11 protein-coding genes are annotated in these 14,963 nt (G+C 53.5%); 5 read left to right on the forward strand and 6 right to left on the reverse strand.

Translation table 11 applies throughout. The annotated features are described in order from the left end of the window. The first annotated feature begins 23 nt into the window (after positions 1-23). Both BGL48_RS06330 and BGL48_RS06335 read left to right on the forward strand, forming a co-directional pair. Complete coding sequence (locus tag BGL48_RS06330) at positions 24-1,475, forward strand: dihydrolipoyl dehydrogenase (protein ID WP_069361865.1); 1,452 nt, start codon at positions 24-26, stop codon at positions 1,473-1,475. Positions 1,476-1,635: 160 nt separating this feature from the next. Next, a complete protein-coding gene (locus BGL48_RS06335; protein ID WP_069361866.1) occupies positions 1,636-1,908 on the forward strand; it encodes a DUF3624 domain-containing protein in 273 nt (90 codons plus the stop codon). Here the strand turns inward: BGL48_RS06335 and BGL48_RS06340 are convergent. The 5 genes from BGL48_RS06340 to argC all read right to left on the reverse strand — a co-directional run bounded on the left by BGL48_RS06340 (position 1,905) and on the right by argC (position 8,567). Further along, positions 1,905-3,371: an alkaline phosphatase gene (locus BGL48_RS06340; RefSeq protein WP_141698065.1), complete on the reverse strand. Its 1,467-nt coding sequence runs from the start codon at positions 3,369-3,371 to the stop codon at positions 1,905-1,907. The genes BGL48_RS06335 and BGL48_RS06340 overlap by 4 nt on opposite strands. 214 nt (positions 3,372-3,585) lie before the next feature. Further along, positions 3,586-5,466, reverse strand: a complete 1,881-nt coding sequence (argH, locus tag BGL48_RS06345; protein ID WP_069361868.1) for an argininosuccinate lyase — start codon at positions 5,464-5,466, stop codon at positions 3,586-3,588. Between the two features lie 35 nt (positions 5,467-5,501). Further along, complete coding sequence (locus BGL48_RS06350) at positions 5,502-6,713, reverse strand: argininosuccinate synthase (RefSeq protein WP_069361869.1); 1,212 nt, start codon at positions 6,711-6,713, stop codon at positions 5,502-5,504. Between the two features lie 54 nt (positions 6,714-6,767). Continuing rightward, entirely contained in the window at positions 6,768-7,547 is a 780-nt protein-coding gene (gene argB, locus BGL48_RS06355; RefSeq protein ID WP_069361870.1) for an acetylglutamate kinase, read from the reverse strand. Positions 7,548-7,556: 9 nt separating this feature from the next. Beyond that, positions 7,557-8,567, reverse strand: coding sequence for an N-acetyl-gamma-glutamyl-phosphate reductase (argC, locus tag BGL48_RS06360; RefSeq protein WP_069361871.1), 1,011 nt, complete (start codon positions 8,565-8,567; stop codon positions 7,557-7,559). A 528-nt stretch (positions 8,568-9,095) separates the two neighbouring features. Between argC and ppc the strand changes: the two genes are divergently transcribed. The 3 genes from ppc (at position 9,096) to BGL48_RS06375 (ending at position 13,805) form a co-directional block, all read left to right on the forward strand. After that, entirely contained in the window at positions 9,096-11,729 is a 2,634-nt protein-coding gene (ppc, locus tag BGL48_RS06365) for a phosphoenolpyruvate carboxylase (protein WP_069361872.1), read from the forward strand. A 183-nt stretch (positions 11,730-11,912) separates the two neighbouring features. Further along, a complete protein-coding gene (locus BGL48_RS06370) occupies positions 11,913-13,190 on the forward strand; it encodes an O-acetylhomoserine aminocarboxypropyltransferase/cysteine synthase family protein (RefSeq protein ID WP_069361873.1) in 1,278 nt (425 codons plus the stop codon). A gap of 66 nt (positions 13,191-13,256) precedes the next feature. After that, positions 13,257-13,805 (forward strand): PadR family transcriptional regulator, encoded by a 549-nt coding sequence (locus tag BGL48_RS06375; RefSeq protein WP_069361874.1) that lies wholly within the window; start codon positions 13,257-13,259, stop codon positions 13,803-13,805. 58 nt (positions 13,806-13,863) lie between these two features. Here BGL48_RS06375 and metF read toward each other — a convergent pair whose 3' ends face one another. Further along, positions 13,864-14,763: a methylenetetrahydrofolate reductase gene (gene metF / locus BGL48_RS06380; protein ID WP_069361875.1), complete on the reverse strand. Its 900-nt coding sequence runs from the start codon at positions 14,761-14,763 to the stop codon at positions 13,864-13,866. Positions 14,764-14,963: the final 200 nt, after the last annotated feature.

Genomic DNA, 14,963 nt, shown 5'->3' on the forward strand with positions numbered 1-14,963 from the left:
CGTTATTTCCCCAGGAGAAAGCAATGAAAACATTAACGGTTGATGTGGCTGTGATTGGTGGCGGGACCGCCGGGCTCGGTGCTTATCGCGCAGCCAAAGCGCATACGGATAACGTGGTGATGATTGAAGGCGGCCCTTATGGCACCACCTGTGCACGGGTTGGCTGCATGCCATCCAAACTGTTAATTGCGGCGGCTGAAGCGGCGCATCATATCGACAAAGCGCCCGGCTTCGGTGTGTATCCCGGCGGCACCACGGACATTAATGGCCGTGAGGTGATGGATCGAGTGAAACGCGAGCGTGACCGTTTTGTCGGCTTTGTACTGGAAAGTGTCGACGATATCCCCGCCCAAGACAAAATCGACGGCTATGCGCGTTTTATCGATGATCACACCTTAATGGTCGACGATCATACTAGTATCCATGCTGATCGCATCGTGATTGCGACAGGCTCGCGACCAAGCTGGCCGTCTGCTTGGGATCACCTTGGTGATCGTTTAGTGGTCAATGATGATATTTTTGAATGGGACGATCTGCCTGACTCGGTTGCGGTATTTGGCCCAGGTGTGATTGGCCTTGAACTGGGTCAAGCGCTGCATCGCCTCGGGGTCGAGATGACTATGTTTGGCGTCGGCGGCCAAGTGGGCCCCCTCACCGATCCAGATATCATGGCATATGCGGATAAGACCTTCAGCGAGGAGTTTTATCTCGACGCCGATGCCAAGGTGGAAGAGATGGTACGTGAAGGCGATAAGGTGCAAATCCGTTACCGTGATAAAGAGGGCGAGAGCCAATTGCGTTGGGTCGACTATGTGGTTGCCGCCACCGGTCGTCGCCCCAATGTCGACAAACTTAACCTTGACGCGACCAGCATCAAAGTGGATGCCCGCGGGGTGCCGGTTGCCGATAGTTATACCCTGCAAACCACGGCAGCGCACATTTTTATTGCCGGCGACGCCAGTAATCAAATTCCGTTGCTGCACGAAGCGGCTGACCAAGCGCGCATTGCTGGTGACAACGCGGGGCGCGGTAAAGATATTCGTGCTGGATTGCGCCGCAGCAAGCTCTCTGCGGTCTTCTCTGACCCGCAAATTGCGATGGTGGGCGAAAGCTACAAAGCAATTACCGACCGTCTCGGCCCCTGCGGCTGCTTTGAAACCGGCGTGGTCTCTTTTGAAGGGCAAGGCCGCTCACGGGTGATGCTGCGCAACAAAGGCTTGTTACACGTTTATGCCGAACAAGGCACTGGCCGTTTCTTGGGCGCTGAAATGATTGGCCCGAACGCCGAGCACTTGGCTCACTTGTTGGCATGGGCACATCAAAACCAAATGACCATTTCGCAAATGTTGGATATGCCCTTCTATCACCCAGTGATTGAAGAAGGCGTGCGCACCGCGCTGCGAGATGTGAATGCCAAGCTCAAGCTCGGTCCTGAAATGATCAAACACTGCATGGACTGCGGCCCTGGCTGCTAATCCACTGCCCTTTTCGCCGACGTTCGGCGCTTTACAGGCACTGCCTGTTGCTTCCCCAAGCACTTGCTTACCTTTGCCCTCCTTCGCGGAGGGCTTTTTTGTATCCCGCGGTTCACTGCGTCACAATAAGCTATCGCCGTTACCGACCAAGAGAAACCACATGGCTTGCAAATACTGTCAATCTAGCATTTGGAAGCAGAAGCTGGGACGCTGCACGCGCTGTATGGCCCAACTTGCTATCATGTCTGCCATACTTTGGCCGCTTTGGTGGTGGGCCTATGCCGACACACCACGACAAGTGGAGTCGATTGCCTTGTTGTTCGCCGCCGGCAGTGCCAGCGCCTTGCTCATGCTTCATTTATTGATTTATCCATTTCGGCGCAATAAAAAACCCGCGCCGAAGCACGGGTCGTCAGACACACCAGATGATTAATCAGCCAGATCCGTGGCTTCGTTAATCACATGGAAAATATAGTTTTGCTCCACGGCCCCTTGGAATAACCACGCCATCGGCCCACGTGCCATGATGGCCACATCTTCACCAGAGTGGGTTTCCGAACCGAGTTTAATCAAGGATTGCTGTTTGTAATCCAGCTTACGCACCTGCCCTTCTTGCAAGTTTTCCCGCTCACCTTTGACCGCCCCCGGGCCGTTGCCATAGGTGATGGTGGTATAGGTTTTACCAAAGTCATCCTGATTCAAGCGTCCTTTTTGACGTGACAGGCCGAGAATGGGATTGCCCCGCTCCGCATAGCCGTTCATCACCATGGTGTGAGCGTGGTCCGCGGTAACGATAACCAGAGTGTCTTCTGGGTTGGTTTTCGCTAATGCCACTTGAATGGCATCATCGTAAGCCAGCGTATCTTCTAACGCTCGCGCGGCGTTGCCCGCATGGTGAGCGTGATCGATACGTCCGGCTTCCACCATCATCACATAGCCGTCTTTGTTGCGGCTAAGCATATCAATCGCCTTGCTGGTCATTTGCGACAATGACGGCTCATCTTGGCTTTCACGGCGATCCGCTTCATATTTCATGTGGCTACTTTCAAACAAACCAAACACGCGTGAAGTGGTCGCCGGATCGATGGCATCAAAACCGGATTTATCGAAAATGTATTGGCCATCAGGGTGGCGGGTTTGCCATGCCTCAATCAAGTTGCGTCCATCTTTACGCTTGCCCTTTTTGCCCTCAGGATCGACGCTATCGGCAGGAATAAATTCACGCCGTCCGCCACCGAAGGCCACCTGAAACCCCTCTCCAGCATCAAAGTCGACAAACTGGCTGGCAATGTCGGTGCAGCCTTGGTTTTTGGCAATGTTGGGCAACTTGCTATCGTTTTCCCAATTGCGCTCCGCACTGTGCGCATAAGTGGTGGCTGGGGTGGCGTGGGTTAAACGGGCGGTTGAGATCAAACCTAATGCTTTGCCCTTCTCGCCCGCCATTTCAAATAGGGTTTTCGCTTCGTTACCTTTTGCGGTGCTACAAAAACCACGCTGAACGTTATCGTCAACACTGATGATCCCGGCTTTGGTTTTCACCCCAGTGACCATGGCCGTCGCGGTCCCAGCCGAGTCAGGGGTTTGCATGTCGGTATTATAGGTTTTGGCTAGCGCAACATGCGGCAGGCTTTCCATGCCAAGGCGATTTTCCTCACCGGTTTGCCCCTGCTGCTGGCCCTGATAAATCCGCGCCGCTGTGATTGTCCCCACGCTCATGCCGTCGCCGACAAAGAGGATCACATTTTTGGCTTTGCCCGTGATAGGTGGGTTAGCTTTAGCGGCCGCCAATGCCGCTTGCGCGTCTTGATACCAGACATCGTTTTGCTGAGGCACTGCCGCGTGTGCAGTTGCCACTAATAAGGCTGAGGCCACCGCGGCCGTAAGAATTGTCTTCACCACAAAATCTCCATTATTAACGAGAAAACGCGGGCATGATGATCATTACGCGTGACGCTTCTGTGACAAACCGTACAATGTAACAATTTGTAAGCGGCTCATTTTGATGAAATTTTTATGACGAATACACAAAAAAGCTGCGACTTAGTCAGCACGCAGCCTTAGGGAGGGATAACGACGACGCTGATATCGTCAGGCAATGGACGATGTCACCCTACTCCAACGTAGAGAAGGTCGAGATCGTGGCTGGCCCAGCAATGTTATAAGTTAGCGCCACTTCGTCACAGGCGTGGAAGCGAGGACAGATTTCACAATCTTTCATAACTTTCTCAGGCAGTTGCGATTTTGACACTGGGGTAAAGCCTAATTGGGTGAAAAACTCTGGCACTCGGGTGAGGACAAAAACTTGCTCAATCGCCATTTGCTTGGCTTTTTTAATCAAGTGCATCATCAACGCCGTACCGTGACCTTGGCGCTGCCAGCCAGCTTCGATTCCCAAAGAGCGAATTTCTGCCAGCCCTGAGTCGTAAATATACAGCGAGCCGCAACCGGTCAAGTCCCCTTGATGCTCGGATACCGCAAACAGGCCGATATTACGCACCAATTCATGGCGGTCGCGAGGTAAGTTCTCCCCCAACTTCGCCCAATACACCACCATGCCTTCGATGGTATCGAGATCCGTCAGCCGCGCTGAGCGCACCGTGACTTTGGGGGTAAAGCGCTTATCCAAACGCTTTTGCGCTTCTTGAATGGCAAAGCTAACCTGCTCGGGCGCAACCCCACCGAGCGCACGACGTTGGGCCAAGCAGGATTCAATCGTGAGCATGGCATACACATCGTCTTCAATCACCGGTGAGAATTGCTGCAAGGTGGCGAGCGGTAGATCTTCCAGTCCACAGCCTTGCTCAATAGCGGACACCACCGCCACACCCACAATATGGTGCGCTTCACGAAACGGGATCCCTTTGCTCACCAAATAATCGGCCAACTCGGTCGCATTGGCATGACCTTGCTGCGCCGCTTGCAAGGTTTTGTCTTTGTGAATGGTAATACCTTCAAAACACAAGGCGGCCATGTCCAAACAATCATGCCAGGTGTCCATGGCATCGAAAAGTCCTTCCTTGTCTTCTTGCATGTCCTTGTTGTAAGCAAGCGGCAACGCTTTGACCGTCATCATCATCGCCGACAAAGCACCGTACACCCGCCCCGTTCGGCCACGTATCAACTCTAGCGCATCGGGGTTTTTCTTTTGTGGCATCAGCGACGAGCCTGACGTCACCGTATCCGCCAGCTCGATAAACCCGGACTCGCCCGAATTGTAGAAGATCATATCTTCGGCCATCCGTGAGAGATGCAGCATCGACATAGACGCGGCGGACATCATCTCCATCACATGGTCTCGGTCTGAGACCGAATCCAAACTATTACGGGTGGCGCGTTTAAATCCCAGATTTTGTGCCAAGGCATCGCGGTCAATCGGGTACGCGGTGCCTGCCAGCGCCCCAGATCCTAACGGGCAGGTATCCAGACGATTAAGTGCATCTTTTAAGCGGGTAGTGTCGCGCTCAAACATCTCGAGATAGGCCAAACACCAATGGGCAAAGGTCACCGGCTGTGCACGCTGTAAGTGGGTATAGCCGGGCAACACGGTATCATGGTGTTGGCTGGCCACATCCACCAGCTGCTGCTGAAGCTTGTCGAGAGACAGCAAGATTTGCTGGCCTTGTTGCCGACACCAGAGTTTAAGATCCGTGGCCACCTGATCGTTGCGCGAGCGTCCGGTATGCAGCTTTTTGCCCAAATCCCCGACTTTATCGATCAGTTGCTGCTCGACCCAGCTGTGAATATCTTCGGCGTCTGAGTTTAAGATCTGCTCAGGGTTTTCCATCACCGACAGCTTGAGCTCATTGAGCGCCAGCTCCAATTGCTGTTGCTCGTCATCACTCAGCACGCCCACTGAACGCAAGGCTTTCGACCAAGCAATGGAGCCCACAATGTCTTGCTCTGCTAGGCGATAGTCAAAGCGCAGTGAATCGTTAAACGCTTGAAACCGTTTGTCGGCTGCCTGACTAAAGCGTCCGCCCCATAATGCCATGCTGTCTCTCCTTACTGCTCACGATGCTTTTTTAATTAGGATTGTTTTTGTTTGTTCAGCGTACGAATCCGGCTCGACAGCGAATACAAACGGATAAAGCCTTCGGCATGGCTGTGATCGTAGACATCATCATCCCCAAAGGTGGCAAAGTCTTCCGAGTACAAGCTATTGGTCGAGCGCTTTTGTACCACCGTCGCTTGCCCTTTATAGAGCTTGATCACCACCTCGCCCGTTACCGGCGCGGCAAGAGAATTGGCCGCGGCAACAATCGACTGGCAAAGTGGCGTAAACCAACGCCCATCATAAATCAGGTGAGAGGCTTTTAAACCGAGCTCCTCACGGAACTGATAACTCTCTTTATCCAGCACCAGTTGTTCAACGCCACGCAACGCTTCCATGATGATAGTGCCACCCGGAGTTTCATAGCAGCCGCGGGATTTCATCCCCACCAAACGGTTCTCAACGATATCAATCCGTCCCACGCCATGTTCGGCACCTTTGTCATTCAATAGCGTTAGCACGTCATAAGGCGACATGGATTCACCATCGACCGAGACCACTTCCCCGCTTTGTACTCCCAAGGTGACAAACTCGGGCGTATTGGGCGCCTCTTCCGGCGCGACAGTCCATACCCAGCAATCTTGGTTGGCCGCCGTCCAGGTATCTTCTAACACGCCGCCTTCGGTTGAGACATGCCAAGCATTGGCATCACGTGAATAAATTTTCTCAAGGCTCGCCGTGCAAGGAATATCACGGGCGGCCAAGTAATCGAGCAGGGCTTCACGACTGGTGAGATCCCACTCACGCCAAGGCGCAATCACTTTCAGCTGCGGCGCCAGCGCGGAGAAGGTGCTCTCAAAACGGACTTGATCGTTCCCCTTGCCGGTACAGCCGTGGCAAAGCGCATCCGCGCCGACCTCAAGGGCGCACGCGACCTGCGCTTTGGCAATGATAGGACGCGCCATCGAGGTGCCTAGTAGATATTTACCTTCATATACCGCACCGGTTTTTAGGCTAGGGTAAATATAATCTGCCACCATTTCGTGTTTCAGATCGGCGATAAAACACTGTGATGCCCCAGAGGCGAGCGCTTTTTGCTCAATGCCTTCGAGCTCTTGTTCGCCTTGACCGACGTCGGCAACAAAAGCCACCACCTCACAGTCGTAGTTTTCTTTTAGCCATGGAATGATGGCCGAGGTATCCAATCCACCCGAATAGGCCAGTACCACTTTATTTACCTTGCTCATCTTGCTCTCCTTAAATCCTAAATCGACGGTGTCGTCGCGTCGTTATACGTCTTATTAACTGGCGCTAAACCGGGTACCGATTTGCTGGCCATCGAATAATTGCGTGAGTTTTTCTGGATAACGCCAGGTGGCAATCTCTACCGGTTTACCTAATTCGCGGGCGGCGGCAAACGCCGCGTTGACCTTGACCACCATGCCATCGGTGATCACGCCTTTTTCCATCAAGTGCTGCGCATCTAACTCGGTGAGGCAAGGCAGTAAGTGGCCTTTGCCGTCTAACACACCGCTGACATCTGACAGCAACACCAGCTCAGCGCCTAGCGTGGTTGCCACCGCCACCGCCGCTTGGTCGGCATTGACGTTCATCAGCTCACCTTGGTCACTGATGCCAATCGAGCTAATAATGGGGACACAATCCGCGGCCAATACCGCCTGTAGCAGGCTAGGATCACCGGCGCTAGCTTCACCCACAGCACCTAGTTCAGGGTCCAGCTGGCTGACCTGACACAAGCCGCCATCGGCCAAGCTCAAGCCACAGCTTTTAATCTTCGCCTTACGCGCTTCGGCTAACAGCAGCTTATTCGCCGTCCCGGCGAGGGCACCGGTGACATAATCAATCTGGTCGGCCGGCGTGACCCGCAAGCCTTGTTTTTTCACACTGGTGAGGGCGAGCTTTTTGAGTAGCTCATCGACCAAGTAGCCGCCACCGTGCACCAGCACTAAAGGGCGCTCAGCCTCACTGCGATAGGTGTTGATCGCGCCGAAAACCTTGGCGAGAGTCTCGCTGCAGCTCAGTGCCGCGCCACCTAATTTAATCACTAATGGCGTTTTCATCCGTTTCTCCTAGACAATCGCTGTGGTTTCGGCAAAGCCAAACTTGAGGTTTAAACACTGCACGGCTTGGCTGGCCGCGCCTTTGAGTAAATTATCAATCGCACTGGTGAGGATCAGGTGCCCATGCGCGGCCTGATAACCAATATCGCAAAAGCCGGTGTATTGCACCGCTTGTAGCTTGGCCACCTCGCCGGCTGGGAGCACCCGTACCAGCGGCGCCTCTTGATAGGCGTGAGAGAGTGCCTGCCCCACCTCGGCCTCACTGACACCTGGGGCTAATTTGGCGGTAATGGTGGCAAGAATGCCGCGCTTGTAGCTGCCAAGGTGCGGGGTGAAAATCACCGGCGTATCGAGGTGTGCGGCAATTTCTGGCTGATGACGATGAGAAAACACCCCGTAGGCATGCAGGCTCACTTCGCAAAAACTGTTGGTCAGGCTCGCTTTGCGCCCCGCACCCGTCACGCCGCTGGTGGCATTGATCACCGGCCACATTTGTTTATCCAACAAGCCTGCATCTAGCACAGGTTTGAGCGCTAATTGACTGGCGGTGGGATAGCATCCCGGCACAGCGACCAGCTGTGCTGCCGATAATGCTTCCTGTTGCCACTCCGCCAAGCCATACACGGCTTGCTCAAGCCATGTCGGTGATTGGTGCGCAAAGCCGTAATGGGCAGGATAAAAATCGGCTTGATTGACCCGATACGCCCCCGACAAATCAAACACCACGCAACCTTGAGCCAGAAACATCGGCGCCAAGTCATGACTGACCGCGTGCGCGGTGGCTAAAAACACCACATCGGCTTGCTTAGCGACATCCTGTGGCGAGGACAACGGCATCAGTGGCCTATCCACCACGCCACGCAGTTGGCCGTGCAACGCGCTCACAGGGCGATTAGCGTCTTCACTGCCTGCCGAGACATATAAACCGGCCAAGTGCAATTGCGGATGGCGATGGACAAGGGCAACAAGCTCGGCTCCTGTGTAGCCACTGGCACCGACAATAATGGTGTTGAGTGTCATGGGTGTCTCTCTTTATGGGTGTTTAAGGCGTGCTGCGGGGCAGCAGAGGATCGAGGGCGTAGCCGATAGCCACGCAAAGCAGGCTAGCGTCGTCGAGCAGAAAGGGCGTTGTGTTTGGCAGCGAGTGGCATCATGGTCAACTCTCAAAAATATTTTTATTCATAAATAGTGAATGGTTATTTTTTATCGCATTCCCGTTTGGCCGTCAACCCCAAAAAGCGTAAAAAATCACTTTTAATGTCTATTCATTCATATTAGAGCAATAATTCCATCTAACCATGCAAATGACACTGACGCTATTCACGAGAAAGTCGCGATATGGCGGGCGCGGAGAAGCCCTCGGAAGACTGGCAAACCTGAAAGCTGAAACTTTTTTTCAGCTTTTGGGGTGGCTCTATGATAAGCATCAAATCCGGCGGCCAGTTTTCGCGCTAATTTGCGGTTAAGTTGACCCGATCGCGCAATATTCGCTAGATTGGTTCTTTACAGTCACAGTAGGATGTAACTTTGTTACAGAATGGATACGCTATGAACGAAAAGTACTCTGCCTTAAAAAGCAATGTCAGTATGCTTGGCCGCCTGCTGGGTAACACCATCCAAGATGCCCATGGCCCCGCACTCTTAGAAAAAGTTGAGGAAATTCGTCAGCTCTCAAAATCGGCTGCCGCTGGCAATCAGGACGATCATGCTAAGCTGAAAACCGTGCTGCAAAACTTGCCGGCTGACCAACTGCTTCCGGTCGCCCGCGCCTTTAGCCAATTTTTGAATCTGACTAATATCGCCGAGCAATATCACACCGTCTCGCGTCAATGCGACGCGCTGGAGTGCAGCCCGGATGCTATCGACGATTTACTCCGCCGTGTCAGCCAAGGTGAGATTAATGCCAATGACGCGCAACAAGCGATCGCCGATTTAAAAATTGAGTTAGTCCTGACCGCTCACCCGACCGAAATCGCACGCCGTACCACCATTCATAACTTGGTGCAGATTAATAAATGTTTATCGAAATTAGAGCTCAGTGAACATTTGGGGGCGGCAGAGCGCGCCAAAACCGAGAAACGTCTCGAGCAGTTGATTGCGCAAGCCTGGCACACCGATGTGATCCGCCAAGACCGACCTACCCCGCTTGATGAAGCCAAGTGGGGCTTCGCGGTGATTGAAAATTCACTGTGGCAAGCGGTGCCGGCGTTTTTACGCCAATTTGATCAGCAGCTTGCAAGCCATCTCGATATCAACTTGCCCATTGATGCCAAGCCAGTACAAATTTCCTCGTGGATGGGTGGAGATCGCGACGGTAACCCGTATGTCACCAGCGAGGTCACCCGTGAAGTGATGCTGTTATCACGCTGGAAAGCGGCGGATTTGTATTTGCGCGATGTCCAGGATTTGATCAGTGAACTGTCAATGACCCAGTGTGATGACACTGTGCGTGAGATGGCCGGCGAGGCACACGAACCGTATCGCGCTATCCTCAAAACCTTGCGCAGTCAGCTAACTCACACCCTGAGCTATTTGGACGCCAAACTGAAAGGCGAGCGCGCCTCCTCACAAGGGATCCTGACCGACACCCAGCAGTTGTGGCAACCATTACTGGCGTGTTACCAGTCTCTCCACCACTGTGGCATGGGCATTATTGCCGACGGCAAGTTGCTTGATGTGCTTCGCTGCGTGCAATGTTTTGGTGTACACCTGATCAAGCTCGATATTCGCCAAGAAAGCACCCGCCATGCCGATGTGCTCTCAGAAGTGACCCGTTATTTGGGGATGGGCGATTACGCCCAATGGAGCGAGCAAGACAAGCAAGCCTTCTTAACCCGCGAGCTGGCGTCTAAACGTCCGTTGCTGCCACGTGATTGGTCACCGTCACCTGAGGTACAAGAGGTGATCGACACCTGCCGCGTGATCGCCGAACAGCCGCGCGAAGCCTTGGGTGCCTATGTGATTTCCATGGCACGCACCGCCTCCGACGTGCTGGCCGTGCATCTATTGCTGAAAGAAGCCGGCTGCTCGTTCCGTATGGACGTATGTCCGTTGTTCGAAACCTTGGACGATCTGAACAATGCCGAGGCAGTGATTGGGGAGCTGCTAGCCATTGATTGGTACCGTGGCTTTACCCAGAACGTTCAAATGGTGATGATCGGTTATTCGGATTCCGCCAAAGACGCTGGGGTAATGTCTGCCGGGTGGGCGCAATATCGCGCCATGGAAGCCTTGGTCAATTTATGTGATGAGCAAGGAGTTAATCTCACCCTTTTCCATGGCCGCGGTGGCACCGTGGGTCGCGGTGGGGCGCCCGCACATGCGGCTTTGCTCTCACAGCCTCCTCGCAGCCTAAAAGGTGGCCTACGGGTGACCGAGCAAGGGGAGATGATCCGCTTCAAGCTGGGGCTGCCCGACGTCGCCGTTAACAGCTTAAACCTGTACACTAGCGCGATTTTGGAAGCGAACTTGCTGCCACCGCCGGAGCCTAAGCAAGAATGGCGTCAGCTGATGGACACCTTGAGTGACATCTCCTGCCAAGCCTATCGTGATGTGGTGCGTGGTCATGAGCAATTTGTGCCTTACTTCCGCTCTACCACGCCGGAGCTTGAGTTAGGCAAACTGCCATTGGGGTCGCGCCCTTCCAAACGCAATCCCGATGGCGGTGTCGAGAGCTTGCGGGCGATTCCTTGGATTTTCGCCTGGAGTCAAAATCGTTTATTGCTGCCGGCTTGGCTGGGGGCTGGACAAGCGATCGATCACGCCATTGCAAAAGGCCACAAAGCCCAGCTGGAAGAAATGTGCCGCGAATGGCCGTTTTTCTCCACCCGTCTTGGGATGCTGGAAATGGTATTTACCAAAACCAACCTCGATATTGCCAAGTACTATGATCAGCGCTTGGTCGATGAAAGCCTCTGGCCGTTGGGTGAATCCTTGCGGGATCAGTTGCGCCAAGATATCCAAGTGGTACTGGCGGTGGAAAACAGCGATAACCTGATGGAGCAAAACCCGTGGGGGGCGGAAGCGATTCGCTTACGTAATATTTACGTCGAGCCGCTCAATATGCTGCAAGCCGAGCTGTTATACCGTACGCGTCAGCAAGCTGATCCGGACCAATCGCTCGACGATGCCTTGATGATCTCCATCGCGGGGATTGCCGCCGGCCTGCGTAATACCGGCTAATCCTTGTTAGTCAAGCCGTACCCTCGGGTGCGGCTTTTTTGTTTTTGTATCGATTTGTCGTGTCACAGAGACCGCTGCTCGTTTTTTTTCGCTAAAGCGTCAGCGAATGCTTGCTGTTACATTGATAATATTATTACTATTAAAGGTCGCACTGACGCGACCCAACAACGCAAAGGAATTGCCATGAAAGACGAAACCCTCTCGATTCATCACGGCTACCAGACCGACCCCACCACCAAATCGGTGGCCACCCCTATCTATCAAACCGTCGCTTACGAGTTCGATAATGCCCAACACGGTGCTGACCTGTTCAACCTTGATGTTCCAGGCAATATCTACTCTCGGATAATGAACCCGACCAACGACGTGTTGGAGCAACGGGTGGCGGCATTAGAGGGCGGTATCGCGGGGCTTTGTGTCAGTGCTGGTGCGGCCGCCATCACCTATACCATGCAAACTCTCGCCAAGGCCGGTGATAACATCGTCGCCACACCACAGCTTTACGGGGGCACCTATACCTTGTTTGCCCATATGCTCCCCGAGCAAGGCATTGAAGTACGTTTTGCCCCCAGTGACGACGCCAGTGCGATTGAGGCGCTGATTGATGACAACACCAAAGCGGTCTATTGCGAGTCGATTGGTAACCCTGCCGGCAATATCGCGGATATCCCCGGTTTTGCCAAGGTCGCTCACGCGCATGGGGTCCCCTTGGTCGTCGATAATACCGTCGCCACGCCTGTTCTGTGCAAACCGATTGAGCATGGTGCCGATATCGTGGTGCACTCACTCACCAAGTACATTGGCGGTCATGGCACTACCCTTGGCGGTATAATTGTCGATGGCGGCACCTTTGACTGGGTGGCCCATCAAGCCCGCTTCCCGCAATTCTCACAACCGGAGCCGGCCTATCACGGCGTGGTTTATAGTGAGACCTTTGGCCCAGCCGCGTTTATTGCCCGCGCACGTACAGTGCCGCTACGTAACAGTGGCGCGGCCCTCTCGCCGATGAATGCTTTTATGTTGATGCAGGGGTTAGAAACCTTAAGCCTACGTATGGAGCGCCATTGCGAGAACGCCAAAGCCGTGGCCGATTACCTTGCCAATCACCCGGCCGTAGCGTGGGTCAACTATGCCGGTCAACTCAATCACCCTCATTACCAACGTGCTAAGTCGCTTATCCGCGGTGGACTGCCGGCCTCATTGCTGTCATTCGGCTTAAAAGGCGGCTTTGACGAGGGAGTGAAATTTTATGATGCGCTGAATCTTTTCAAGCGCTTGGTGAATATTGGTGATGCCAAGTCACTGGCGTGCCATCCCGCCTCGACCACGCACCGCCAGTTGAACGAGCAAGAGCAAGCGAAAGCCGGGGTGACACCCGAGATGATCCGTCTTTGTGTCGGCATTGAGCATATCGATGACATCATTGCCGACTTAGAACAAGCCTTGGCGACGGCGAAATAGCCCAAAGAAGGCTAGCCGCTCCCGGGCTAAACAATCGTTGTACCAACAAAACTGTGGATATAAGAGATGTCACTTCCCCATGTAATACTGACAGTGCTAAGCAACTGTGAGGCGACGGGTTATGATATTACCAAGGCGTTTTCCACCACCATCAGTAATGTGTGGAAAGCCAGCCATCAACAGGTATATCGTGAACTCAATAAGCTCGCCGATCGAGGTGCGGTCACCTACCGGCTTGAACCGCAAGTCGGGAAACCGGATAGAAAGGTGTACGCCATCACGCCTGTTGGCACCGACATGCTAGAAGCGTGGTTTATTCAAACGCCCAAGTTAGCGCCACCGCGTGACGAGTACGTGGCAAGATTACTCAGTTGTGAGGTGCTCGACCCCGCTCCCATGCTGGATCATGTGAATAACTTGATTGCCGAGTCTCAGCAGCTACTTAATCACTATACGCTACTGGAACAACGTGAATATGGCCAAGTCACACTACTGACTTCACAACAACGTTTAATGCGCCTCGCACTGCGACGCAGTATTCATCAACGCCGCGCCTGGTTGGCCTGGGCGCAGGAGGTGCGCGACGAACTCACTATGCTCGCGGCCAGTGCTTAATCAATACAACAAACACAACACGCAACCTAATACGCCCCGACATAACCGGGGCGTATTTTTAAGGTGTGACCGCAAGTGGGCGAACCCCCAAGGTATGACACAGGGCATAGGTTAATTCCGCACGGTTAAGGGTATAAAAGTGAAAATCTTTCACCCCTTCGCGGCTTAGCACCCGCACCATATCAAGCGCAATCGAGGCGCCCACCATCTGGCGCGTGACGGGATCATCTTCCAATCCTTGATACTGTTTGTGCATCCACTGCGGCACACGCACATTGGTCATCTTGGCAAAGCGTGACGCCTGCTTGAAGTTAGAGACGGGCAAAATCCCCGGCACAATCTCCACATCAATCCCCGCGGCCACACAGCGGTCACGAAAGCGCAGATAGCTTTCAACATCGAAGAAAAACTGGGTAATGGCACGGCTGGCCCCCGCATCCACTTTGCGTTTAAGGTTAATTAAATCCGCCTGTGCGCTTTTCGCTTCTGGATGTACCTCAGGGTAAGCGGCAACCGAGATATCAAAGTCATGCTCCTCTTTGAGCAAACGCACCAAGTCCACCGCATACATATCCGGCTTTTTCTCTGGCGAGGGTAAATCCCCGCGTAACGCCACAATGTCACGGATGCCATTCTGCCAATAGTCGCGGGCAATGTGGCGAAGCTCATCTTCAGTGGCATCAATGCAGGTTAGATGGGGCGCCGCGGCGATACCGGTTTGATCATGAATGCTTTTCACGATGTCATGGGTGCGATCACGCTCACCCGAGTTGGCGCCATAGGTCACCGACATGAACTTAGGTTTGAGCGCTTTTAAGCGATGCACGGAGTTCCAAAGCGTCTCCTCCATGGTTGGGGTGCTGGGCGGAAAAAACTCGAATGAGACATTAATATCGCCATCTAAGTCAGCAATATTCTGATTGAGTGCATCAATGTGGCCTGCGTGCGTGTAGCTCATATCCTCTCCCTGACACCGAACGGCGCTGTTCAGTATGACTGTATCTGCTGTGTTTTATACTTATACGTTTAGACGTCCATATGTCTAAAGATTGTCGTGATTCGATGAAAATGTCAACGATACGGGCTATGAAAAATACTCATGGTATGATGAAGATAGACGACGCGGCCACCAAAATGCGCCTAGATTGTCCATGTTTC

This window comes from Salinivibrio sp. SS3 (genome assembly GCF_001722105.1).
GTDB classification, from domain to species: Bacteria; Pseudomonadota; Gammaproteobacteria; order Enterobacterales; family Vibrionaceae; genus Salinivibrio; species Salinivibrio kushneri.

What these genes read in the sequence shown, in the direction of transcription:
- BGL48_RS06330 (WP_069361865.1), top strand. Translation starts at nt 24, where the DNA reads ATGAAAACATTAACGGTTGATGTGGCTGTGATTGGTGGCGGGACCGCC.
- BGL48_RS06335 (WP_069361866.1), top strand. Translation starts at nt 1,636, where the DNA reads ATGGCTTGCAAATACTGTCAATCTAGCATTTGGAAGCAGAAGCTGGGA.
- argH (WP_069361868.1), bottom strand. Translation starts at nt 5,466, where the DNA reads ATGGCATTATGGGGCGGACGCTTTAGTCAGGCAGCCGACAAACGGTTT.
- BGL48_RS06350 (WP_069361869.1), bottom strand. Translation starts at nt 6,713, where the DNA reads ATGAGCAAGGTAAATAAAGTGGTACTGGCCTATTCGGGTGGATTGGAT.
- argB (WP_069361870.1), bottom strand. Translation starts at nt 7,547, where the DNA reads ATGAAAACGCCATTAGTGATTAAATTAGGTGGCGCGGCACTGAGCTGC.
- argC (WP_069361871.1), bottom strand. Translation starts at nt 8,567, where the DNA reads ATGACACTCAACACCATTATTGTCGGTGCCAGTGGCTACACAGGAGCC.
- ppc (WP_069361872.1), top strand. Translation starts at nt 9,096, where the DNA reads ATGAACGAAAAGTACTCTGCCTTAAAAAGCAATGTCAGTATGCTTGGC.
- BGL48_RS06370 (WP_069361873.1), top strand. Translation starts at nt 11,913, where the DNA reads ATGAAAGACGAAACCCTCTCGATTCATCACGGCTACCAGACCGACCCC.
- BGL48_RS06375 (WP_069361874.1), top strand. Translation starts at nt 13,257, where the DNA reads ATGTCACTTCCCCATGTAATACTGACAGTGCTAAGCAACTGTGAGGCG.
- metF (WP_069361875.1), bottom strand. Translation starts at nt 14,763, where the DNA reads ATGAGCTACACGCACGCAGGCCACATTGATGCACTCAATCAGAATATT.